General features: G+C 63.7%; 22 protein-coding genes. 7 read left to right on the forward strand and 15 right to left on the reverse strand.

What is annotated here, in order from left to right; genetic code table 11:
- Positions 1-819, reverse strand: a complete 819-nt coding sequence (locus ASPHE3_RS05150) for a maleate cis-trans isomerase family protein (RefSeq protein WP_013600172.1) — start codon at positions 817-819, stop codon at positions 1-3.
- Between the two features lie 169 nt (positions 820-988).
- Between ASPHE3_RS05150 and ASPHE3_RS05155 the strand changes: the two genes are divergently transcribed.
- Complete coding sequence (locus tag ASPHE3_RS05155) at positions 989-1,774, forward strand: IclR family transcriptional regulator (RefSeq protein ID WP_013600173.1); 786 nt, start codon at positions 989-991, stop codon at positions 1,772-1,774.
- A gap of 158 nt (positions 1,775-1,932) precedes the next feature.
- Here ASPHE3_RS05155 and ASPHE3_RS05160 read toward each other — a convergent pair whose 3' ends face one another.
- A complete protein-coding gene (locus ASPHE3_RS05160; protein WP_013600174.1) occupies positions 1,933-3,150 on the reverse strand; it encodes an MFS transporter in 1,218 nt (405 codons plus the stop codon).
- A gap of 190 nt (positions 3,151-3,340) precedes the next feature.
- On the opposite strand from ASPHE3_RS05160, the gene ASPHE3_RS05165 reads away from it, so the two are divergent.
- On the forward strand, positions 3,341-4,729 hold the full coding sequence (locus tag ASPHE3_RS05165) for an amidase (RefSeq protein ID WP_013600175.1): 1,389 nt from the start codon (positions 3,341-3,343) through the stop codon (positions 4,727-4,729).
- Between the two features lie 66 nt (positions 4,730-4,795).
- Here ASPHE3_RS05165 and ASPHE3_RS05170 read toward each other — a convergent pair whose 3' ends face one another.
- The 4 genes from ASPHE3_RS05170 to ASPHE3_RS05185 all read right to left on the reverse strand — a co-directional run bounded on the left by ASPHE3_RS05170 (position 4,796) and on the right by ASPHE3_RS05185 (position 6,960).
- The gene (locus tag ASPHE3_RS05170; RefSeq protein WP_013600176.1) at positions 4,796-5,098 is read right to left on the reverse strand and encodes a YciI-like protein; all 303 of its coding nucleotides are present in this window, start codon (positions 5,096-5,098) and stop codon (positions 4,796-4,798) included.
- Between the two features lie 64 nt (positions 5,099-5,162).
- The gene (locus ASPHE3_RS05175; RefSeq protein WP_013600177.1) at positions 5,163-5,552 is read right to left on the reverse strand and encodes a GntR family transcriptional regulator; all 390 of its coding nucleotides are present in this window, start codon (positions 5,550-5,552) and stop codon (positions 5,163-5,165) included.
- A 34-nt stretch (positions 5,553-5,586) separates the two neighbouring features.
- On the reverse strand, positions 5,587-6,354 hold the full coding sequence (locus ASPHE3_RS05180; RefSeq protein ID WP_013600178.1) for a hypothetical protein: 768 nt from the start codon (positions 6,352-6,354) through the stop codon (positions 5,587-5,589).
- Positions 6,355-6,411: 57 nt separating this feature from the next.
- On the reverse strand, positions 6,412-6,960 hold the full coding sequence (locus tag ASPHE3_RS05185; RefSeq protein ID WP_013600179.1) for an HNH endonuclease: 549 nt from the start codon (positions 6,958-6,960) through the stop codon (positions 6,412-6,414).
- Between the two features lie 71 nt (positions 6,961-7,031).
- Between ASPHE3_RS05185 and ASPHE3_RS05190 the strand changes: the two genes are divergently transcribed.
- From ASPHE3_RS05190 to ASPHE3_RS22885, 3 genes are all read left to right on the forward strand, one after another.
- Positions 7,032-7,769, forward strand: a complete 738-nt coding sequence (locus tag ASPHE3_RS05190) for a mycothiol-dependent nitroreductase Rv2466c family protein (RefSeq protein WP_013600180.1) — start codon at positions 7,032-7,034, stop codon at positions 7,767-7,769.
- Positions 7,770-7,806: 37 nt separating this feature from the next.
- Positions 7,807-8,307 carry an SRPBCC family protein gene (locus ASPHE3_RS05195; RefSeq protein ID WP_013600181.1) on the forward strand — a complete coding sequence of 167 codons (501 nt, stop codon included), beginning with the start codon at positions 7,807-7,809 and terminating at the stop codon, positions 8,305-8,307.
- 332 nt (positions 8,308-8,639) lie between these two features.
- Positions 8,640-8,813, forward strand: a complete 174-nt coding sequence (locus ASPHE3_RS22885; protein ID WP_322786507.1) for a hypothetical protein — start codon at positions 8,640-8,642, stop codon at positions 8,811-8,813.
- A gap of 194 nt (positions 8,814-9,007) precedes the next feature.
- On the opposite strand, the gene ASPHE3_RS05200 is transcribed toward ASPHE3_RS22885, so the two are convergent.
- The 9 genes from ASPHE3_RS05200 to ASPHE3_RS05240 form a co-directional block, all read right to left on the reverse strand.
- Positions 9,008-10,138: a glycoside hydrolase 5 family protein gene (locus ASPHE3_RS05200; RefSeq protein ID WP_013600182.1), complete on the reverse strand. Its 1,131-nt coding sequence runs from the start codon at positions 10,136-10,138 to the stop codon at positions 9,008-9,010.
- A 25-nt stretch (positions 10,139-10,163) separates the two neighbouring features.
- Positions 10,164-11,138, reverse strand: coding sequence for an ABC transporter permease (locus ASPHE3_RS05205; RefSeq protein ID WP_013600183.1), 975 nt, complete (start codon positions 11,136-11,138; stop codon positions 10,164-10,166).
- A complete protein-coding gene (locus ASPHE3_RS05210) occupies positions 11,113-12,738 on the reverse strand; it encodes a sugar ABC transporter ATP-binding protein (RefSeq protein ID WP_049786042.1) in 1,626 nt (541 codons plus the stop codon). Before ASPHE3_RS05210 ends, ASPHE3_RS05205 begins: the two co-directional genes overlap by 26 nt.
- A 1-nt stretch (position 12,739) precedes the next feature.
- On the reverse strand, positions 12,740-13,900 hold the full coding sequence (locus ASPHE3_RS05215) for a substrate-binding domain-containing protein (RefSeq protein ID WP_013600185.1): 1,161 nt from the start codon (positions 13,898-13,900) through the stop codon (positions 12,740-12,742).
- Positions 13,901-14,061: 161 nt separating this feature from the next.
- The gene (locus tag ASPHE3_RS05220; RefSeq protein WP_013600186.1) at positions 14,062-14,943 is read right to left on the reverse strand and encodes an alpha/beta fold hydrolase; all 882 of its coding nucleotides are present in this window, start codon (positions 14,941-14,943) and stop codon (positions 14,062-14,064) included.
- A 47-nt stretch (positions 14,944-14,990) separates the two neighbouring features.
- Positions 14,991-16,145 (reverse strand): substrate-binding domain-containing protein, encoded by a 1,155-nt coding sequence (locus ASPHE3_RS05225; protein ID WP_013600187.1) that lies wholly within the window; start codon positions 16,143-16,145, stop codon positions 14,991-14,993.
- Positions 16,146-16,351: 206 nt separating this feature from the next.
- Entirely contained in the window at positions 16,352-16,537 is a 186-nt protein-coding gene (locus ASPHE3_RS22235) for a hypothetical protein (protein ID WP_013600188.1), read from the reverse strand.
- Positions 16,538-16,657: 120 nt separating this feature from the next.
- Complete coding sequence (locus tag ASPHE3_RS05235) at positions 16,658-17,728, reverse strand: LacI family DNA-binding transcriptional regulator (protein ID WP_041651986.1); 1,071 nt, start codon at positions 17,726-17,728, stop codon at positions 16,658-16,660.
- Positions 17,729-17,899: 171 nt separating this feature from the next.
- The gene (locus ASPHE3_RS05240; RefSeq protein ID WP_013600190.1) at positions 17,900-18,973 is read right to left on the reverse strand and encodes a LacI family DNA-binding transcriptional regulator; all 1,074 of its coding nucleotides are present in this window, start codon (positions 18,971-18,973) and stop codon (positions 17,900-17,902) included.
- Between the two features lie 220 nt (positions 18,974-19,193).
- Between ASPHE3_RS05240 and ASPHE3_RS05245 the strand changes: the two genes are divergently transcribed.
- A complete protein-coding gene (locus tag ASPHE3_RS05245) occupies positions 19,194-19,676 on the forward strand; it encodes a hypothetical protein (RefSeq protein ID WP_013600191.1) in 483 nt (160 codons plus the stop codon).
- Positions 19,677-19,726: 50 nt separating this feature from the next.
- On the forward strand, positions 19,727-20,887 hold the full coding sequence (locus ASPHE3_RS05250) for a substrate-binding domain-containing protein (RefSeq protein ID WP_041651988.1): 1,161 nt from the start codon (positions 19,727-19,729) through the stop codon (positions 20,885-20,887).
- Positions 20,888-20,908: the final 21 nt, after the last annotated feature.

Here is a 20,908-nt window from a genome sequence, read left to right on the forward strand (position 1 = left end):
CTACGCCTTCGCCGGGGCGAGGACGCCGGCGCCGGACAGCAGGCTGCCCGCTCCGGTGATGGCGGGCTGGTGGCCCAGGGCCTTGAGGACCTCGTAGGTGGTGGCCGTGGCCGCCGTGATGACCGGGAGTCCCAGCTCGTCCTCCACAGCCTGGACCGCGGCGAGTGACGGCATTTGGACACAGGCGGAGAGGACGACGGCGTCTGCGCCTTCGCGCTTTAGGCTGCGGGCCAGCGCGGGCAGGTTCTGCGGGTCCAGGCAGCCGACTTCGAGGTTGTCCGCAACTTCGAGGCTGATGGCGTCCAGCACCGTGATGCCCGACCCCTCGATGTAGTCCACCACCATCTTGGTCAGTGGCTTCATGTAGGGGGTGATCATGGCGACCTTGCCTGCGCCGATTTCGTGCAGGGTGCGGACCAGGGCGCCGGCGCTGCTGGTGACCGGGGCGGGATGTCCGTTGCCGGCGGCGGCATCGGCGATGACCTTCTCGGAACCCTCGTGCGCTCCAGGGCCCTGGGCCATAACGGCAACGAGGCAGGCGTAGGCGATGACGTCCACGTCGGCGTCGGAGACCGCTTCAGCGCAGTCTGCCGCCTTGCCCACCATGGCCAGCAGTTCTTCCCGGGTGACCTTCTTCATGCCGGCGCGGGCGGAGTGGAAGGTGTACTTGTGGCCGGTTGCCTCGGCCTGGCGCCGGAACAGTTCCGGCAGTTCGGTCTCCATGGTGGTGTTGGAGCTGGGGACGATCAGTCCCACGCGGCTCATCCCGGGGCGCTTGGGTTCGGGGGCGGTTTCACACGTGATTGCGGGGGTGCTCATGGATTCTCCACGTCGTTGTGTTGGGGGATTTTGAAAACCCATACAATGGGTTCTAATCCCATGATGTGGGTTAGGCAAAGAGGATGTCAAGTGGATCACATCTTCGGGCGGCGTCGGGCTCACTAAGCTGGAGGCTGATGGCAAAGAAGATTGAAGGAGTTTTAAGGCAGTGGTGAAGGAACCGGGAGCTGGCGCTTCCCCCCTGTTGGTCCTGCACAAGGTGGCGGAAATCCTGGACTGTTTCTCAGTGGAGGAGCCCGAACCGACGCTGCAGCAGATCATCCGCAAGACGGGGCTGCCGTCCAGCACCTGCCAGCGGCTGGTCCAGAACATGCTCCGTGAGGGCTTCTTGGACCGCGACGGCGACCGGTACCGGATCGGGATCGGGCTGGTCCGCTGGGCTACTCCGGGAACGTTCGGGCTGGACGTGGTGCGGCTGGTGAAACCGGTCCTGCAGCAGCTGCGGGATGAGACCGGTGAAACTGCCTGCCTGTATGTCCGCGATGGGGCGTTCCGGACCATCGTTGCGGTGGCCGAGACGCGGCACGTGGTGATGCGGCCATTCATGGTGGGCATGGTCATGCCGCTGCATGCTGGCGCCCCTGGCAAGATTTTCCTGGCCTTCGACCCCGGGGCATGGGATGCCTTGGACGAGCATGGGCTTGAGGGCTTTACGCCCGATACTCCGGTCTCCCTGGAGACGCTGCGGGAGCAGGCTGCTGTTGCCCGCGAGCAGGGGTATTTCGCGGCTTTCGGGGAACGCAACCAGGATGTGGGCTCCATCAGTGCGCCGGTGTTCGACCATGCCGGGCGGCTTGCATGCGCCGTGGGGCTGGGATTCCCCACGCAGCGGATCGGGCCCGCCGACGTCGAGCGGCTGGGCCCGGTGGTGGCCCGCGCGGGACTGGAAGCCAGCCGCGCACTGGGGTATGACCCCGGCCAGGCCAGGGTGTGAATTCAAAGGCACGACGGCGGCGCTCGCCTCAACAGGTTCAGCCGCCTGAGCAAGCTCCTCAACTCCTGGGCGTGGCGCCATCGTTCATCATTGCGTCACCCAACGGAGAAGCCGGATGCCCGGCCCGCCCATAGGACGGGCCGGGCAATTTGGGTTAGCTAAACGCGTTCCTGGACGGGAGTGGTGCTTGCGATGCCATGAGGTACCGCCACCAGGGCGACCACGGCGAGGGCGCCGGCTGCTGCGAAAACGTAGAACCCCCACGGATAGGCGATGCCGGCGGCCACCAGGCCACCCGTCACGGCAGGCCCGGCGATGGCGCCCACGCGGCCCACCCCGGCGGCGAACCCGAGGGCCGTTGCACGCAGGCGGGCCGGGAACAGTTGGCTCACCCAGGCGTAAACGAGCACCTGGGAGCTGAAAACAAACACGCCGGTGACGAAGACCAGGGCGTTGAGCAGGATGGCGTTGTCAACCTTGATGCTCAGCAGGGCAAGGCAGACCGCGGACAAGCCGAACCAGAGCAGCACGATGGGTTTGGTGCCGTGCCTGTCGGCCAGAATGCCGGCGATGATGAGGCCGGCGACGGCGCCGAGGTTCAGCACCAGGAGCAGGGACAGTCCGGCGCTGACGGGGTATCCGGCGGACGCCATGAGCTGCGGAAGCCAGGTGTTCAGCCCGTAGACCAACAGGAGCCCCATGAATGACGCGGCGGCGATCGCCACGGCAACCAGCGGGTAGGGCTTCTTTGCCAGGTCCCGGAACCCGGTTTGCTCTTCTTTTTCAGTGGTTCCTGTGCCCGGCAATGTCTCAGGCAGTTTGAACCACAGGAACGGCAGGAGTGCGATGCCTGCAAGGCCGCCGACGACGAACATGGTGCGCCAGTCCGGGATGATCAGCAAGGCCAGGAAGGCCGTTGCTACAGCCCCGACGTGGTAGCCGGTCATGGTGCGGGTGGTGGATTTGCCCGCGGATCCCGCCGGCGCGTAGTCGTTCATGTAGGCGAGGGCGACCGGTAGGCAGGCGCCCAGTCCCACCCCGGCCAGGAAGCGGAAAGCGCCGAACACGGCCACGTTGGGTGCCCACGCCACCGCGAGGGTGAAAATCGAGAACCAGAGTACGCAGGCAACCATCAATTTGCGGCGCCCCAGGCGGTCTGACAGCGGAGCGATGAACAATGCGCCGGCGCCGACACCGACGAGGGAAATGGTCGCCACGAATGTAGCGCCGACTGCGTCGAAGCCAAGTTCGCCGGTCTTGATAAGGGTGGGAATGACGGTGCCGAGCACCACCAGGTCAAAGCCGTCCAAAACCATCGCCAGCCAGCACAGCCAGACCGGCCACCGTGAGGCGCGCGTGGAGGGGGAAGTTTTCATGTAATCCTCATTGATCAGGGAAGGAGATGGACGCACGCCCGGGCTGAGAACCCCATCATCGGATGTGATGCGCCGCATACGATCTGTCGATGAGAATACCCTTAGTTCATCTCACGCACAAAAGTTCGCGAAGCGAACGAGCGGGAGGGCGGCAGTCTCCGCGGCGAAACCGCGCTGATACATTCGGTTCATGGAAACTGCGCTTCATGACGCCACAGCGCTTGCCTACGCAGTTCGCACCGGTCAGGCCTCCGCGGAGAGCGTCCTGGCAGAGTCGCGGTCACGGGCCGATGCAGCCCCCGGTCTATGTGCGTTCATCGAGGAAGACTGGGATGGCGCTGCCATCACCGCGAAGGAGGTGGACCGCCGTCGCTCCCGCGGGAAGGATCCAGGACCGCTGGCCGGTGTTCCGCTGAGTGTCAAAGATGTCATCGCTGTGGCAGGGCTGTGGCTCACCGGCGGCAGCGCCGCGTACGCCGGAAACATTTCCACCTTCACTGCCACTGCGGTGCGGCGCCTCCAGGAGGCGGGCGCCGTAGTGATTGGGAAGACCAACTGCCCCGAGTTTGCGTTCGGTGCCATCACCGAGAGCGCCGTCGCGGGCAGGACGCTCAATTCCCGGTTTCCCGGTGCCACGGCGGGTGGTTCGAGCGGGGGAGAGGCGGCAGCTGTCGCTGCCGGCATATCGGCACTTGGGTTGGGCACCGACTATGGCGGATCCCTGCGGTGGCCGTCCCAATGCGTGGGTATCACTGCCCTGCGGCCCACCCCGCGTACAGTTCCGGACCTTGGCATAGTCCCAGGAGCTGGCGGCTGGTACGGAAGCGGCAACCCGTCCCCGCCCGCCGCCCGCCTTCAAGCCTCCACGCAAGTCATGGGGCCGCTCGCACGGTCAGTGCGGGACCTGCGGACGGCGCTTGGAGTGCTTGCGGACACGCGTTCCGGCGTGCGGACCTCGCCTGGCGGGGCGGTCCCCGGCAACGTTGCGGTGGCTTGGAGCGACGGTTCCGCATTGGGGCCGGTACGGCGTGAAGTGTCAGCGATGATCGCCTCCCTGGCGAAAGAGGTCGCCCCGGAGGTCCGGACGCTGACGCAAGTGCCGGATCTGTTTGCGGGATCGCTGGCAGCGTACAACCGGCTCCGCCCTCTCGATCCAATGATTGATCACGCTGCCGCTGTCGCAGGCCGTGAGCACCTGGTTCTTCCCGCGAACCTTGAGGTCATCCAGCGCTCAATGCAGACTCCCGCAGGGCAACTCGAAACGGCTGTTGCCGAATCCGAACAGGCAAGACGACGGGACCTGGCGATCTTTGACAGCGCAGACATCGTCCTGCTGCCCGTGGCCGGCGGTCCGGCGTGCGACGTGTCCGGAAAACTGGACATCGACGGGGAGTCAATTCATGGCTGGGACATCATGGGCCAATGCAGGGCTGTGACCATGGTTGGCGCCCCTGTTGTCTCGTTGCCCGTCGCGCTCTCATCCGAGGGCCTCCCGCTGTCCGTCCAGGTCATTGCGGCCCCTGGTTCGGATGCGCTGGCGCTGGACTTTGCCGAATGGCTGGAGGGCTTCATCGGGTGAAGCTCAAGCTGGCTTATCCGTTTGGCTCGGTTTCCAGCGGTCCAGGCGCCCGGGGTCTATGGCTCTCTAGGGGCGAACTGGCGTTGCCGCTTCTTTTCCCAGCACCGTGGTCCAAGGGCGGGCGGTCCACGATGTTACGACGCCAGCAGCAACGTAGGGATCGGCGGCCGCAAAGGCTCGTGCGGCCTCCAGTGCATTGTCGCCGGTGAAGATGAGCAACCCGGTCAAGGGTCCTTCACCAACGGCTCCACCCAGCAGGAGCTCGCCCCGTTCCACTGCTTCCCATCCCGCCCGAAGATGGTCTGCGCGGTATTTTTCGCGGGTTTCGAGGTAGTTGTCCTCGTACGTGTACTCGAGCACGGCGTGCATGGGCGTCTCCGTTTCATTCAGGCGTTTCTCTCGTTGTGGAAGTAGCCTACCCAGCCGGACTCAGTCAGAAACCGGCGCCCACGCCCACCGCGGCCAGCTGGGATTTGGGAATGGCCGGATTGACACTGCTGGCGGCCATGTCGCTGGCGTTCGGCCCGGTGGCACAGCTGATCGTCGGCTGGCAGCGTTTGACCTCGGCCTGCTGGCCGGGGCTGCCGAGGACGTCCTCGAAGGGTTGGATGCGTTCGATGCCGATGCGGGGGAGTGTGTCCGAGACGAAGCGTCCGACGCCGCGCCACGCCCTGATGAGGCCGTCCTCTTCCAGCAGCATGAGGGCTTCGCGGACGACGGTGCGGCTGACTTTCATGTCCGTGCCGAGCTCGGTTTCGGTGGGAATCATGGAGCCGGGGGTGAGGAGGCCGTTGCGGATGGTTTCGGCGATCCGCGAGTACACCGCGACGCGCAGGGAACCGCCGTCGCCAGGGTTCTTAACTAGGACTTCCGCCCAGCACGTCCACGTGGACGTGGTCGAGGTGACGAAGGATCTCGTTGCCGGGTTCGGGTGCGTCGTAATCCCCCCATTGGCCCCGCGAACTGCGTGCGCTCCAGAACCGGTCGTCGAAGATGACGTACTGGACGTTTAAGTCCCCGGCGTGAGCGACGAGCCAGTGCGCGAGTATCCATCCCTGACGCCGGTTCTCCTCGGTCACGGGGCGGAAGAAGATGTCGATGGCCCGGCCGTCGTAGTGCGTCGAGTCGGCTCCGTGCCCCTGATCCACACCACCCGGGGCGAATCCGCCCAGGCTCTGCCCGCCGAATACCTCGGCCATCGCCGTGCGCAACCGCTCTGCGCGCGGTGTCAGGCCGCTGGCTCCAGCCTGCTGTTCCTGCAGGTCACGGGCTGCCGAGCCCCGGCAGGACAGGACAGGGCCGGCGTCTCCGGATGGCCCGTCAACCAGCCGCTGCAACACCGCCTGGTCAATGCCGGTGGTGTCCGGGGCTGCCATTCCACGGGCGAGCAGCGCCACCGCTGTAGTGGCCCGTTTCGCTGCATCACGGTCGAGTCCCACCTCCCCGTCCGGGGTTTCGACGACGCATTCGGGCCGCAGCACCAGCGAGCCGTCCGCAGTGCGCAGTCCACTCAGTAAGCCAGGCCCAAGGAGCACCAGCACGGACGCGAGCGCTCCGAAGAGGATAAGGCCCAGGAACAGCCGACGGGCGCGGTGCCGGCTGCCAAGCGTCTGGTTGCCGGTCATCGTGGGGTGCCCCTTCGGTTGCTGGATGCTGCCTTGTTTATTGTTTCAAACTGGCGGCTAGGGGCTGTGCACGGCCGCGCGTCCGGGGAGCGGGTGCCGCTCGCCCACGCTGACGGAGGACGACAGCGGCAGGTACTCCCGCCGTCGTCGTTCCATCCGTTGCTGCTGGCCCGGTGACGGGATGTTGGCACGCTTGGCGCGGTTGCACCTGGCGCAGGCCGCAACGAAGTTCTGCAGGCTGGTGGAACCGCCCTTGGACCATGGATAGAAGTGGTCCCCGTGCTCGGCCGGGCGTCCGCAGCGGCGCCCGAACCCGGCTTCCAGCTCGCACAGGCCGGCGGCCCTGGCCATCCCTTCACGGCGCTGCTGGCGCGTGAAGCGGCGCACCGGATCCCGGCGTCGGACGTCGCGGCCGGTGACGACGGCGGCCGCAATACCCAGAACGATGGCGGCCACGCCCGGGAGCGCAACCGCGGCGACAACGTTTTCCACCATGCCGCTCAGGACCCCTGCGGCGGATGACGGGCCCGTTCCGACAGCCGGTGCCGGCTTGGAGCTGAGCGCGGTCATCACCGCGACAGCGATCCAGAGGCCCCAACTGGTCACCCTGCCCACCACCTTTCCCGGCCGGGCTTGTTGATTAGACGCAGGTCACGAACAGGTGCAAGGGTGGACGGGTGAATGCCGACATCAACTTCTATTTCGACCCGGTCTGCCCTTTCGCCTGGATGACCAGCAAATGGGTGCGGCAGGTGCAGGCGCAGCGCCGGTACACTGTGGACTGGCGGTTCATTTCGCTGCGCCAGATCAACGCGGCTGTGGACTACGACGCGCAGTTTCCGCCAGCGTACGAGGCCGGACATACGGCAGGACTCAGGCTCCTGCGCGTGGCGGCCAGGGCCCGTGCAGAGCATGGCCGCGAATCGATCGCGAAGCTGTATGAGGCATTCGGGACACACATCTTCGAAGCCGCCCCGGATACGGACAACCTGCCCACCGAGCAGGCGGTGCGTGAGCGGCGCGGGACGCGGGAGTTCGTGGAGCCGATCCTCGCCGAGGCCGGCTTGCCACTGTCGCTGGCGGAAGCACTGGACGACGAGTCCTGGGACCAGGAGATCCGGCAGCAGACGGATGAGGCGCTGGCGCTAACGGGTAAGGATGTGGGCACGCCCATCATCCATTTTGAGCCGCCAACCGGGGTGTCCTTTTTCGGGCCGGTGATCAGCCGGCTGCCGGACGAAGAGTCGGCCGCCGAGCTGTGGGACCACGTGGTGGGGCTGGCACGCTTCCCTGGCTTCGCCGAGCTCAAGCGCAGCCTGCGTGAGCAGCCGCAGCTACCCGCCTTTGGAGTCACCGCCGGAGCAGTTGGCACGCAGGAGGACTGGCACGGCGGCAGCCGGCGGCAGAAGAAGTGACCCTCAGCAAGAAGTGACTGTCAGTAAGGATGAACCCATGAACCAGAGCAGCACCCGCCAGTACCAGGAGTCCGTTACGGTCCATGCACCGGCCGAGACGGTCTATGATTTGGTCTCGGACATCACCCGAACGGGGGAGTGGAGCCCGGTCTGCACCTCGTGCTGGTGGGACGACGAGGACAGCGCCGGCCAGCCCGGCGCCTGGTTCACCGGGCGTAACGAGCTGCCCCACCGGACCTGGGAGACCCGGTCCCTGGTGGTTGCCGCCGAGCGCGGCCGTGAGTTCGCCTGGGTGGTGGGCGGCAAGTTCGTCCGCTGGGGTTTCACCATGGCTCCGGCTGATTCCGGAACTATCCTCACCGAGTCGTGGGAATTCCTTCCGGACGGGATCGCGATGTTCGAGGAGAAGTTCGGTGACAAGGCCTCCGAGCAGATCGCCGAACGCACCCAGCAGGCGCTGGACGGCATCCCGGTAACGCTCGCCGCGATCAAGCAGATCGCCGAGTCCTTCGCTGCAGACCAGGAGGTCCGCTTCTAGGAATGGACCTGCCGCACCGAGGCACCCGACGCTTGTCCGCTGCCGCAGCTGTGCCTTTTTGTCGGGGACGAAGCTCTTCAGGCCCGAGCTGGTCGGCCAGTCCAGTGATGCTTGACGCCACGAGGTCCCAGTCGCCTTCCGGGGCCAGGTCCGCCGTCTGGTCTGGCCCATGTTCAGTGGGGCGGGCAATGAACGCCGTAGCCAGCCCTGCCGTCCGGGCAGCGTACAGGTCGTTGTTGTGGGCCGCCGCCAGCATCACCTCACCGGGGTTGAGGTCCAGGAACTCAGCCGTCCGGAGGTACGCCTGGGGCAACGGCTTGTAGCTGCGTGTCATGTCCGAGCCGATGATCACATCCCACGGCAGCCCGGCGTTCCTGGCCATATCCAACATCGGCGGGCCCGATCCGCTGCGTGGGGAATCCCAGGCCCACGGCGCACGCAAGCCGCCCGGCATGGTCGAAGACCGGCGCACTGATGGAGCCCACATCCTGGTTGCGTTCCCTTGAGCGGCTGGGCCCTGTGGCCTTAGCCGGCTCCGTGGCCTGACGGCCCTTCCGCAGTAGTGGGCGATTGCCCGGCGCCCGCGCCGCCCTCTTCGGCAGCGCAGCCCCGTGGCGGTGATAGGCAGTTGGTCGATCTTGGACCTGCCGGTACCTGTCCTGACTCGACCCCGGAAGGTCGAGTCAGGACAGGTACACGGTCATTTGCGTTGCTCTGCGGCCGCCTGCGCTTTGGCGTTGGCTTCGCGGATCTGGTCGGTCATGTCCGTGTAGAACTCGTCCTGCGGGTCCTTGATGCCCCAGCCCCGGCCGAGGTTTTCGATATAGCCGCACCAGTGCCAGCCGATGATCCAGGGCTCGGCCATCACCTTCGCCAGGCCATTGGCGTAATCGGCGCCGCGCTCGGAGTGCGTGCTCATATCACTGGTCCGGTGGGGGTTCATGTCCGTGGGTACCCAGTTGCCAATGTCGGCGATGACGACGGGCTTGCCGGTCAGGTCGTGCCAGCGGCGCAAGTCGTCGATCATCGTCTTGTATTCCTCGTCGGACTTCCCGGTGAAGTACTGGACGGAGAGGACGTCCACGAACGGGACCATCGCGCGCAGGGCTGCTTCCGGGATGCCCTTGTTGCCGTTGTAGCGGTCGCCGAGGATCAGGTGGTTGGGGTCGTACCGGCGGATGGCCTCAGTGATGGTCTTGTAGTACTGAGTCGCCACCTCGAAAAGCTTTTTGTCGTGTTCTTCCTGGCTGAGCCCGTCGAAACCCGGCCAGAACCTGCCGGCCGCGTGGGGCAGCCAGGCAGGAATGTCTACCAAAAAGTAGCCAATGAGGTTTTGGCTGTTCTTGTGGTCGGAGACCATCCGGCGGGCGATCCAGTCTGCGTACTTCTGGAAGTCCTCCCCGAAAACGTCCCGGAAGGCGGGGTGGCCGTTCCAGTCCTCGATTTCCTGCACACGGATTTGCACCACGTAGGGCATACCGGCGTCCAGCAGGTGCTGATCCGGCCAAGGCAGGGAATGGCCAAGGTCAACGGGGTCCCCGAACCAGTCCAGTGCCTCTCCCCACCCTCCGCTGATGTACTGGGACGTCCAGCCGATCGTGTTGAAGTTGAGGTCTTGGAGGTCCCGGACTACGCCCTTTGTCCAGGACTGACGGGAGCCATACTTCCGCTCGAAGATTTCCACGTTGTGCGGGTAGCGCAGGTCGGTGTCGTCGATGTGGTTGAGGGCAAGGGAGAGGAAGGGCTTGCCTTCGGGGTCCACGAAGCTCCATGCTCCGTCGCTGTTGGCCACCCGGAAGAAACCATTGTTCGGTGTTTCAGTTGCTGACATTTCAATCGCTCCTTTGCGAGTTACGTTATTTCTTACTGAGGGACACTGCGGCAATGATGATGGCGCCCTTGATAATTTGCTGCACCGAGGAATCAACGCCCATGAGGACCAGGCCATTGTTCATCATGCCGATAATCAGGGACCCGGCAAGGGCCCCGATGACAGTTCCCCTGCCGCCGAAGAGGCTTACTCCACCAAGGATGACCGCGGCGATGACGTCCAGTTCCAGGCCGACACCGACGTCCGGGCGGGCGGCGTGGGCAATGCCTGTGAACAGGAGCGAGGCCACACCGACGAGGGCGCCGGTGATGACGAACGACAGAATCACGGTGCGGTGGGTTTTGACGCCGGTGAAGCGTGCCGCCTGGGGATTGCCGCCGGTGGCGAAGACCCGAAGCCCGAAGACGCTCTTGTGCAGGAGTAGGAAGCCGAGCGCAACGATCACGATGGTCCAGACCACGGCGATGGGAACGCCGAGGATGCTGCTGTCGCCGAAGATGCTGAAGTAGGGCCGGTTGGCGATAATCACCGGGCGGGTGTCCGTGATGAGCAAAGCGATACCACGGGCGACTCCAAGCATGCCCAGGGTGACCAGGAAGCTTGGGATGCCTAGTTTCACGGTCAGGAATCCATTGACGAACCCGAAGACGACACCGACGGAGATGGCTGCCAGTGCACCGAGCACCCAGAAGTTCGAGACGTGCTGGAGCGCCAGGGCGGAGGCCATTCCGGAGAGCGCGAACACGCTGCCGACGGACAGGTCGATCTGGGCGTTGACAATGACGAGCGTGACTCCGACGGCGATGATGGACACGATCGCCGTCTGCCGGCCCACGTTGGCGAAGTTTTGCACGCTGAAGAAGACAGGGGAGGCAATGGAGAAAAACAGCACGAGTCCCACGAGCGCGATGTACACGAAGTATTCACGGATGAAGTCCAGGGGGGAACGGCGGCCCCAGTGCGGGCGGCTCAGGCTAATGCTGTTGGTGATCGCGCTCATGGCTCTCACGAACCCTTTCATTGAGTCTTGAATAAATGTACTGGTCTGTCATGTCCGGCGTGACAGTCTCGGGCCCGCTCATGGACGTGGACGTCATGAAGTAGATTTCGTCGCACAGTTCCTGGAGTTCGACGAAGTCGGACGAAGCGACGATGATGGCTGCTCCTTCTTCGGCGAACCGGTGGATGACCCGGTAGATTTCTTGGCGGGCGCGGACATCCACGCCTTGGGTCGGTTCGTCGAGAAGCAGGAGGTGCATGCCGGGCTGCAGCCATTTGGCGAAGACGACTTTCTGCTGGTTGCCGCCGGACAATGTCTGGACAGGGCTGTCGATCGAGTTCGTCTTGACCTGCAGCGTCTCTACGAGGCCCTTGATCAGTGTCCGGGCGGCCCGGTTGTCGACGAGGCCGCCTTTGCGCAGTGACTTGTGGTGGGCCAGGGCGAGGTTTCGCTGGATGGAGTGCTGCATCACGAGGCCAGAGCGGTGCCGGTCCTCGGGCACGAGAGCGACTCCTGCGCTGAGGGCCTCCCAGGGGTGTTTGAAACGGACTGTCCGACCATTGAGTCTGATCTCCCCGGCGGTGCTGCGGCGCATGCCGCCGATCGTTTCCAGGAGCTCGGTGCGGCCGGTACCGATAAGGCCGGCGATGCCGACAATCCGTCCAGCCTCGGCGGTAAAGCTGATGTCCGAGAAGCGGTCCCCTGCGAGGTCGGTTATCTGGAGTTTCGGACCGCCGGAGGAGTTGGCCAGCAGCTCGGGGCGGGCGAACCGGTCGAACGCTTCCTTTGGCGGGCCGGCTTCCTGGGGTTCAGCGCCCGTGATTTCACGGACCAGTGAACTCATCTCCAGGTCGGCCACGTCAGCGGTCAGGACCTTCCTGCCGTCTCGGATGATCGTCACCCGGTCGGCCAGCTCGAAGACCTCGGTGAGCCGGTGGGTGACGTAGATGATGCCTACGCCTGACTTCTGGATGTCGCGGATGCTGTTGAACAGCAGCAGCTGGTCAGCTTTGGTCAGTGTCGACGTCGGCTCGTCCAGCACCAGGACCCGTGCATCCCGGTGGACGGCCTTGGCGATCTCGACAAGCTGGCGGGAGGCAACCGAGAGGTTCTCGACCAATTCCCCAGGCGGCAGGTGCAGCCCCAGGGAGTCGATGAGCTCTTTGGCTACGGCGTTCATCTTCTTCTTTTGCACCATCCCAAAGGCGTTGTGCAGCTCATTGCCGAGGAAGATGTTCTGGGCCACCGAGAGGGACGGGACCAGGCTGAGCTCTTGGAACACAGTCGCGATGTCTGACTGGATCCGTTCGCGGCCGTCGACCTCGACAATTCCCTCGTCCTGTGGCTGGACGCCGTCGAGGATCTTTATCAACGTGGACTTTCCTGCACCATTGGGGCCCAATAGTGCGTGGACTTCGCCGGGGCGCAAATCGAAATCGACGTCTTTCAGGGCATACACCCCGCTGAAGGCCTTGCTGACGCCACGGGCGTTGAGCAGCGCCCTGCTGTTGCCCTGCCCGGCGCCGCTGGCTTCCGCGGCATCCGCCGCGGTGGTCACCTCTGGGTGATCAATTGCTGTTTGCTTGCTGATACTGGCCATGTCACTTGTCTCCGCAGAGTCCCGAAGTCTCGCACGCGTCGAGCACTTCCTGGGGTGGCTTGGAATGGAAGATCTCCTCATACCTCTGCAGGAGGTTTCCCGGGGTCACTGCGACGGCGGGAAGAGCGACCCACGCAGGAACCTCTTTGCCGATCAGGGCGAGCGCTGCTGCCCTGGCCTCCGCGACTCCTTGGTTGTAAGGCTCTTGGGCACCAATGGCTTTGATATAGCCGCCGCTGGCCATTTCGACTGCGACTTCCGTGCCGAGGTCAATCGTTGTGATCGGGACGTTGACGCCGGCATTACGGAGGGAGGCGACGGACTGCATAGCCGGCGAATCCCAGATGACAAACAACCCGTTGACGTCAGGGTTTGCCGTCATGAAGTTGGCGGCAGCCGGCCCGACGGCGTTGGTGTCTGTGAAACCGACTTCCTTGATTTTCACGTCCGGGCGGTTCTCCTGGAACCATTCCTTAACCCGCTGCGTGCGCTGGTTCGTGGTGTAGAAATCGACTGCAAAATCCACGATTCCGGCTGTACCGTTCTCGGGTATGAATTCCGACAGGCCGGCGGCGGCAATCTGGCCGTTGCCTTGGTTGTCCGGAGCGATCACTGCCTGGTAATCGGTGGGGTAGGAGAGCCCGGAAGCAGGCATGTGGATGAAAACGAGTTTGATGCCGGCGGCCGCGACCTTCTTGTAGGTCTGGGCCGTGGCCACATCATCGGTGGGGATACTGATGATCAGGTCCGGTTTCTTGGTGATCAGGTTCTCCAGGTCTGCAATCTGCTGCTGGACCTTGAACTTTGCATCCGTGACCCCGACGACCTCGACGCCGAGTTCGCCAAGCGTCTTTTGAATGCCATCGATGGTCAACCGGGACCAATCGATGTCCATGGTGTTCATGGAGATGCCGACGGAGAAGTTTCCCTCCGATACCTTCTTTTTGTCTTCGTCGCTGAGCTTGAGGGTGTCCGCCAGAGCGGGTTCCTCCCCGTTCTTGCCCTTGCCGACGATTCCGGCGGGGGAGATCGATGCCGCGTCGACGGCGGTGGCGTCCGGGGATGTTCCGCTGCCGCCGGCGTCGCTGGAACATCCGCACAGCGTGATGGCGATGGCGGTGAGCAGCCCGGCCGCGGCGGAAAGCGTCTTTCTGCGTGTCATGACAGTTGTCCTTCTGATGGCCAGGGGAGCCTGCGGGCGGACTTCAACCTGGGATGAATGAAATGCGGCTTAAGGAACGAGGCTGCCGGCCGCAGGGCGTCCCGGTTTTTGATCTTGGGGTGCGCGCGGGACAGCCGGACGGCCGTCCCGCGCAGGTTCTGCTATTCCTTGAAGAACTGGAGGTATGCCTCTGCGAGTGCCTCTGGATCCTCTTCTGCCAATTGATGGCCCCAAGGCAGGATGACGCCCCGCACATCCTCAGCGACTTCGCGCATCTGCCGCTCGTTGTCGGCCCCAATGAAGTACTCGCTTCCCACAGCCAGGACCGGCATGGTTAGTTTTGTCTTTGCCGCCTCACGGTTCTGCTCGGCGTCCTCGAGTGTCGCCCGGTAAATGGCGAACATGCTCCGCAGGCCCCCGGGAGAGGAGTAGCAGCGGACGTACTCATCCAGGGCGTCAGGGGTGATCGCCTGTGGGTTGTGCGTCTCGTGCTTGATGAAGTAGTTGAAGTACTCCCGCTCCTTGCCGGTGATCAACAACTCAGGGAAGTCCGGCACACTGTAAAAGTTGATGTGCCAGAGCCACACGTAGGTGCTGACATTTTCCTTTGTCAGGAAGGAGTAATCCTCGAGTCCGAAACCGGGAAGGATCATCTCCTGGTAGACAAGTTTCTTCACCCGCTCGGGGTACTGCGCGGCGACCTGGTAGGCCGTGGAGGCTCCCCAGTCTTCTCCGACCAGGTAGAAGGTCTCGTAGCCCAGGTGCGTGGCCAGCTGGGCGATGTCCTCGGCCATGTTCTTCATATCGAAGCCGCCCTGTGGGTGTTCCGAGTCGCCCAGGCCGCGGAGGTCCGGTGCGATTACGGTGAAGTACGGGGTCAGCAGCGGGATGACGCGGCGCCAGTGGTAGGAGGTCTTCGGCACGCCGTGCAGCAGGAACAGGGGTTCACCTTCGCCAGCGATGGAGTAGTGAAGCCTGACTCCATTGACAAAAGCGCGTCCGTGCTTGGCCGGCACTCCGTTGTGGTCCTGAATGATTTCCATGATCTATAGCTCCATATTCTTTCGGGTACTTCTAATGGGTGGTGGGATTAAGAGCAGCCCTCGGTTGACGTGCAAATCTCGGTGAGCTGACTGGGGGGATCCTGGTGGTAGACCTGCTTCCAGGCATCGAGGACGTTGTTCTGCAGAACCGGCACAGCCGGGAAGGCAAGCCAGTTGGGAGCGGTGCCTCCCAGGAGGACCTTTACGGCCATGTCGGCCTCGGCGAGCCCCTGGTCATAGGGGACCTGGGCGCTGAGAGCTTTGATGTTCCCGCCGCTGGCAAGGTCAGCAGCCACATCAGATGCGATGTTGACCGCGGTGATCGGCATCGTCTTGCCCTGGGCGCGCAGTGCCTGGTCGATGCCGACGGCCGGGACTTCCCACTCAGTGAACATTCCCTGGACATCCGGGTTGGCGGTAAGGAAGTTACCGGCGTCCTTGCCGGAATTAGCCGGATCGAGGAACTCGGCAACCTTGATCTTGATGTCGGGGCGGTTCTGCTTCATCCAGTCGACGAAGCCCTTCATGCGTTCCTTCGTCACGAAGAAATCCACACCGAAGTCGAGGACGCCGACCGTACCGCCCTCGGGTATGTACTTGGCCAGCGCCTCCGCGCAAACCGCGCCGTTGCCCTGGTTGTCCGAAGAGACCATGCCCTGGTAGTCCTTGGGGTACTCCAGCCCCGAGGGCACGTTATCCATCATGATGAGCTTGATGCCGGCAGCACCGATCTTGCGGTACGCCTCTGCCGTCGCTGTGTCGTCAACTGGGATGCTGATGATCGCGTCCGGCTTCAGCTGGATCATGTTCTCGATGCTGGACACTTGCTTTTGGACGTCGAAGTTGGGATCGGCAACCCCTACGACCTCGGCGTCGTATTTCTTCAGTTGCTCGGTGATCCCCCGGACCTGCTCGGTGGACCACTCGATGTTCATGGTCTGCATGACGATGCCGACCCTGAACTTCTTCTGCTTGGCCTGGTTGACTTCGTCGTCGGTGAGCTTGATGTCCTCAAGGGTCCCGGACTTCACGCCGTTAGGACCGAGGCCGACTATGTTCTCGGGCACCAGGTCTGCTGCTTTTACTTGGGCCAGCGGATTTTCGGCGCCATCAGACGCACTCCCGGTCTCGGAGGCACACCCTGACAGCAGCGAAGCCATCGTGGCCAAGGCAAGGGCCCCGGCGGTTACTGACTTTCTCATTCTCGTTTTCCCTTCAGTTGATGGACGGTGACCCCGCAGGTGCCTTTTGGGCATGACAGTTCACGGTGTGTGGTTGGTGCTGCTATTGGGTAAGTAAGGAGCGACGGCTCAGGCGAGGCCGGTCGCCAGAGCTTGGGGCAGTGGCGACAGGACGAGCCGTCCCGCGGCCGATGCTGCGTGAATGGCGGCAGCCTTGTTGAAGGCAGTCAAGAGGACGCCGATGACCGCTGTGGACGGTTGGGGCTGAAGACCCGAATGCCGGGTGAGACGTCGTTGCCCGTGCAGTTCTTCTCCGTGAGTAGTTCTTCGACGTGCGCCCAATGCCCTGCGCCCAGGTTGCGGCGTTCGACGTCGGAGGGGAGCGCGAGGGCCTGCAGGGTGTTTTCAGCCACTTTACGCTCCTTCCTCTTCATCGAGGGTTTTACCGTGATCGTTTACGGTCTACCTATCGTGAACGTTTACGAAGAACGTGTCAAGGGTCACAAGGGAAGAAGTCTCAAGAAATTTCGAAGCTAATTGCGCAGGCTGCCGGCAGGGGCGGAGCTCATGCGGACCACCAGCGTAGGCGGGCTTGGGGCGCGATCGACCGCGCGGCCGTCGATTGCGCCCAGGAGAACTTCGATGCTGGCGTCAGCGAGAGTGCTGAAATCCTGACGGACGGTCGTCAGGGGAGGCAGGAAGTAGTCCGATCCCTCAATGTCGTCGAATCCTACGATGCTGACATCCTCCGGGACGCGCACACCTTTTTCGGCAAAGGCCCGGATTGCCCCCAAGGCGGTGTGATCGCTGGCGGCGACAATAGCCTGGGGAACGTTGCCCTCCTCAACCAGGCGCAGGCCCGTCTCGTAGGCCCATTTCGGACTCCAGTCGCCTTCAAGGCACAGTCCCGGGGGCAGGCCCGCATCCCGGAGGGCAGCCTCCCAGCCCCGCTTGCGGACGCGGCCATCGAACCAATCCGAGGAGCCTGCCAGATGGGCAATGTCGGTGTGACCGAGCTCGATGAGATGCTCGGTCGCCAAGCGTGCCCCCAACTCCTGGTTTTCGGAGTACGTGAAGACGTTTGGTGTGGCTGAGGCCCCCGCAGCGATCATTTCAACTGGAACCCGGACCGAGGCGCTCCAGACTGCCGATGCCATTGACACGATTGGTGCGATGACGATGATTCCGTCCACGCCGATGTCGTCCAACGTGTCCAACGCTTTCTGCACCGAGTCCTCGTAGGGCTCCTCGACTGTCACGACCGTAGTGGAGTAACCCTTCTTCCGGGCGGTGTTCTCGAGGGCCATCAGCGTCCCTACCGGTCCGAAGCGCGGCGAGCCGTCGGTGAGAATGCCAATGGACGTCGATCGGCTGGTCACCAGGGTGGTGGCTGCACGGTTGCGGCGATACCCGATGTCCTTGATGACCTGCAGCACCCTTTCACGGGTTGCAGCATTGACGTCCGGGGCATTGTTAAGGACCCGCGATACGGTCCCGTAGGAGACGCCTGCGATCTTTGCAACATCGGTGATTTTCGGCTTGCGGGGCGAAGGTGACTTGGGCGGTATTGCCTCGGCGTCTTGTTGCCTCACTACTCCTGCCACGAACCCCCTCCTCTCTGCCTATCGATCCACGTGGGAAGGCTGGCTGCGTAGCCAAGCCTACAGACTCACGAACTGCAAGCTGCGACTATGTGGCATAGGAACCGCCGTGACCGGCAGCGGCGACGGCGGCACCCACCTCCGCGGCAGCACCAGCCTCCTGCGGTGAGTGGGCTATGGGGCCGCGGCGTCGCCTCGTTGCCCGGCGCGGGTGGCGCTGTTACGCACAACAAGGGTCGGTGGGATGGGCGTGCGGTCCACGTCCCGTCCTTCCATCGCCCCAAGTAGCACTTCCATGCTCATAAGCGCCAGGGCGTTGAAGTCCTGCCGCACGGTGGTCAGCGGCGGGAGGAAGTAATCCGATCCTTCAATATCGTCAAAGCCTACGATGCTGACATCGTCCGGGACGCGGACGCCGTTTTCGGCGAAGGCGCGTATGACCCCCAGGGCAGTGTGGTCGCTGGCGGCAAAGATGGCCTGGGGGACCCTGTTTTCCCGGACGAGCCGGAGGCCGGTCTCATAGGCCCACCGGGGGCTCCAGTCACCTTCCAGGCACAGCCCGGGCTTGAGCCCGGCATCGCGGAGCGTGGCCTCCCAGCCGCGCTTGCGCACCCGTCCGTCGAACCAGTCCATGGAGCCGGCGAGGTGGGCGATATCCGTGTGGCCCAGATCGATAAGGTGCTGGGTGGCCAGCCGTGACCCGAGTTCCTGGTTTTCGGAATATGTGAAGACGTTCGGAGTCGATGATGCTCCGGCCGCGATCATCTCCACCGGCACACGGAATGACGCATTCCAGACGGCCGCTGCCATCTCCACCAGAGGGGCAATGACAATAATTCCCCCCACGCCGGTATCGTCCAGGGTGTCCAGGGCTGCCTGCACGGACTCTTCGTCGGGTTTCTCGACACTGATGACGGTTGTGGCGTAGCCCTTCTTGCGGGCGACGTTCTCAAGGGCCATGAGTGTCCCCATAGGGCCGAACCGCGGGGAGCCGTCGGAGAGGATGCCGATGGAAGTCGACCGGCTGGTGACCAGCGCGGTGGCTGCCCTGTTCCGGCGGTATCCGATGTCCTTGATGACCTGCAGAACCCGCTGGCGCGTTGCCGCGCTCACGTCCGGTGCGTCATTGAGTACCCGAGAGACTGTTCCAAAGGAGACCCCGGCTACCTGGGCCACATCGTTAATAGTGGGCTTCCGGCGCAGCGGAGCATCGGGTAGCTTCTCGTTCGCCTCAGGGGGAACCGCCATGCCTGCCACGTTCTCTCCTGTCTTGCACCTCCCGGACCGAACCAGTGGGTTCCGTGCGCTTCCAATCTTACGTCTGTCCGCTGTCATAGCGGGCCCAAAAACTCTCGTTCTGTGATGCTTGACACCCTCGCCCGTAAACGTTTACGATGGTGTCCGTAAACGTTTACGATTGTCTCGTCAACGCTTACGGAGCTAGCGCTTTCATGGAGAAAGGAGCGGGATGGCTGACAGCATCGTCTACGCACTCGCGCTCGATCCCAGCACCGGGCTTCGAGATGTCGACCGGGCGCAGTGGGCACATTTGGAAGAGCTCCTGAAGGATACGGCGCCAACGGATCTCGCAGCCGCTGTCAGCGCCTTCGTCTCCGCCGGTTCCTCGGCCGTCATCGGAATCTTCGATGGCAACTCCCTTTGGGCAAGCCTGGTTGTTTCTTTGGACAACTCCGGCGCACCCGAGTACGTATCCACCATTGACGGCCCGGTGGCCCAGTCGGGCGGGGAAATGGCCAAAGCCGCAGGCGAAGCCGTGCGGTGGGTCCAGGCCCATCTAGGGCCCTGTTCGCTGGGCCTTTTCGTCGATAGAGGGCATGCGGAGGCGCTCCTGAGAGCTTCAGACAAAGCCGCAGCCCTACGCACAGCCTCGGCAGCCGGGGGACTCGTCCTCTCGCCGGTTCCCCCCGCCCTGGCAATAGCGCTCGCCTGATCCACCACAGGCATCCACCCCATCCATCCACCCAAAAGCACTGGAGAACAATGATGATCCGCAGGCTTCCCATCGTGGCCCTGGCCGCAGCCCTGTCACTTTCCCTTGCATCCTGCAGCAGTTCAACAACGGCAACATCAAACGCCCCCGACGCCGGTGTGTCCGAGAAGGCCCAGCAGGCCCTCGACAAGATCAAGGGGCAGGTCCTGAGCAAGGGCCCCAACGGCGAGACGCCCTCGCCGGCGTCCGTCGCGGATCTGACTCCCGAGGAGATCGAGAAGGTCAAGGGTCTCAACGCCAAAGCCGCAATCGTGATGCACTATGGCGGCAACGACTGGGCCAACGCCCAGGTGAACGGGCTCAAGAGCGAATTCGAAAAGCTCGGGGTCAAGGTCATCGCCACCACCGACGCGAACTTCAAGCCGGACAAGCAGGTCTCGGACATCGAGACTGTCATGACGCAGGATCCGGACATCATCGTTTCCATCCCCACGGACCCCGTGGCCACCGCCTCCGCGTACAAGAAGGCCGCCGAAGCGGGCACGAAGCTCGTCTTCATGGACAACATTCCCCAAGGACTGACCGCCGGCAAGGACTACGTCTCTGTTGTTTCCGCTGACAACTACGGCAACGGCGTCGTCTCTGCGCACCAGATGGCAAAAGCGCTTGGGGGCAAGGGCAAGATCGGCCTCGTCTTCCACCAGGCTGACTTCTTCGTCACCAAGCAGCGCTATGACGGCTTCAAGGAAACCATCACCAAGGAATACCCGGACATCCAGATCGTCGAGGAAAAGGGTATTGCCGGGCCGGACTTCGCTGGAGACGCCCAGGCTGCCGCCAACGCAATGCTTAGCAAGTACCCTGACCTGGCCGGAATCTGGGCCGTGTGGGATGTCCCCGCAGAGGGTGTCATGGCTGCCGCCCGCGCCGCCGGCCGCCCGGACCTGAAGATCGCCACGGAGGACCTCGGCAAGAATGTCGCCATCGCCCTGGCCAAGGACGAACTCATCGTCGGCCTCGGAGCACAGGTTCCGTTCGACCAGGGTGTGACAGAGGCACGGCTGGCTGCCGGCGCGCTCATCGGCAAGGAAGCACCCGCCTACGTGGCGCTGAGCGCCCTCCCGGTGGACCACTCCAACGTCCTGGAAGCCTGGAAGCAGGTCTACCACGAGGATGCCCCGAAGGACATCCAGGACTCCTACAAGCAGTAGCCAAGACCCGACGGCGCGGGG

The organism is Pseudarthrobacter phenanthrenivorans Sphe3 (assembly GCF_000189535.1).
Lineage (GTDB): Bacteria > Actinomycetota > Actinomycetes > Actinomycetales > Micrococcaceae > Arthrobacter > Arthrobacter phenanthrenivorans.

Coding starts and splice junctions, on each gene's coding strand:
- ASPHE3_RS05170 (WP_013600176.1), bottom strand. CDS start 5,098: ATGCACGCCGTGCTCGAGTACACGTACGAGGACAACTACCTCGAAACC.
- ASPHE3_RS05220 (WP_013600186.1), bottom strand. CDS start 14,943: ATGGAAATCATTCAGGACCACAACGGAGTGCCGGCCAAGCACGGACGC.
- ASPHE3_RS05150 (WP_013600172.1), bottom strand. CDS start 819: ATGAGCACCCCCGCAATCACGTGTGAAACCGCCCCCGAACCCAAGCGC.
- ASPHE3_RS05195 (WP_013600181.1), top strand. CDS start 7,807: ATGAACCAGAGCAGCACCCGCCAGTACCAGGAGTCCGTTACGGTCCAT.
- ASPHE3_RS05200 (WP_013600182.1), bottom strand. CDS start 10,138: ATGTCAGCAACTGAAACACCGAACAATGGTTTCTTCCGGGTGGCCAAC.
- ASPHE3_RS05215 (WP_013600185.1), bottom strand. CDS start 13,900: ATGACACGCAGAAAGACGCTTTCCGCCGCGGCCGGGCTGCTCACCGCC.
- ASPHE3_RS05225 (WP_013600187.1), bottom strand. CDS start 16,145: ATGAGAAAGTCAGTAACCGCCGGGGCCCTTGCCTTGGCCACGATGGCT.
- ASPHE3_RS05240 (WP_013600190.1), bottom strand. CDS start 18,973: ATGGCGGTTCCCCCTGAGGCGAACGAGAAGCTACCCGATGCTCCGCTG.
- ASPHE3_RS22885 (WP_322786507.1), top strand. CDS start 8,640: ATGTCCGAGCCGATGATCACATCCCACGGCAGCCCGGCGTTCCTGGCC.
- ASPHE3_RS05165 (WP_013600175.1), top strand. CDS start 3,341: ATGGAAACTGCGCTTCATGACGCCACAGCGCTTGCCTACGCAGTTCGC.
- ASPHE3_RS05180 (WP_013600178.1), bottom strand. CDS start 6,354: ATGACCGGCAACCAGACGCTTGGCAGCCGGCACCGCGCCCGTCGGCTG.
- ASPHE3_RS05205 (WP_013600183.1), bottom strand. CDS start 11,138: ATGAGCGCGATCACCAACAGCATTAGCCTGAGCCGCCCGCACTGGGGC.
- ASPHE3_RS05250 (WP_041651988.1), top strand. CDS start 19,727: ATGATGATCCGCAGGCTTCCCATCGTGGCCCTGGCCGCAGCCCTGTCA.
- ASPHE3_RS05245 (WP_013600191.1), top strand. CDS start 19,194: ATGGCTGACAGCATCGTCTACGCACTCGCGCTCGATCCCAGCACCGGG.
- ASPHE3_RS05210 (WP_049786042.1), bottom strand. CDS start 12,738: ATGGCCAGTATCAGCAAGCAAACAGCAATTGATCACCCAGAGGTGACC.
- ASPHE3_RS05160 (WP_013600174.1), bottom strand. CDS start 3,150: ATGAAAACTTCCCCCTCCACGCGCGCCTCACGGTGGCCGGTCTGGCTG.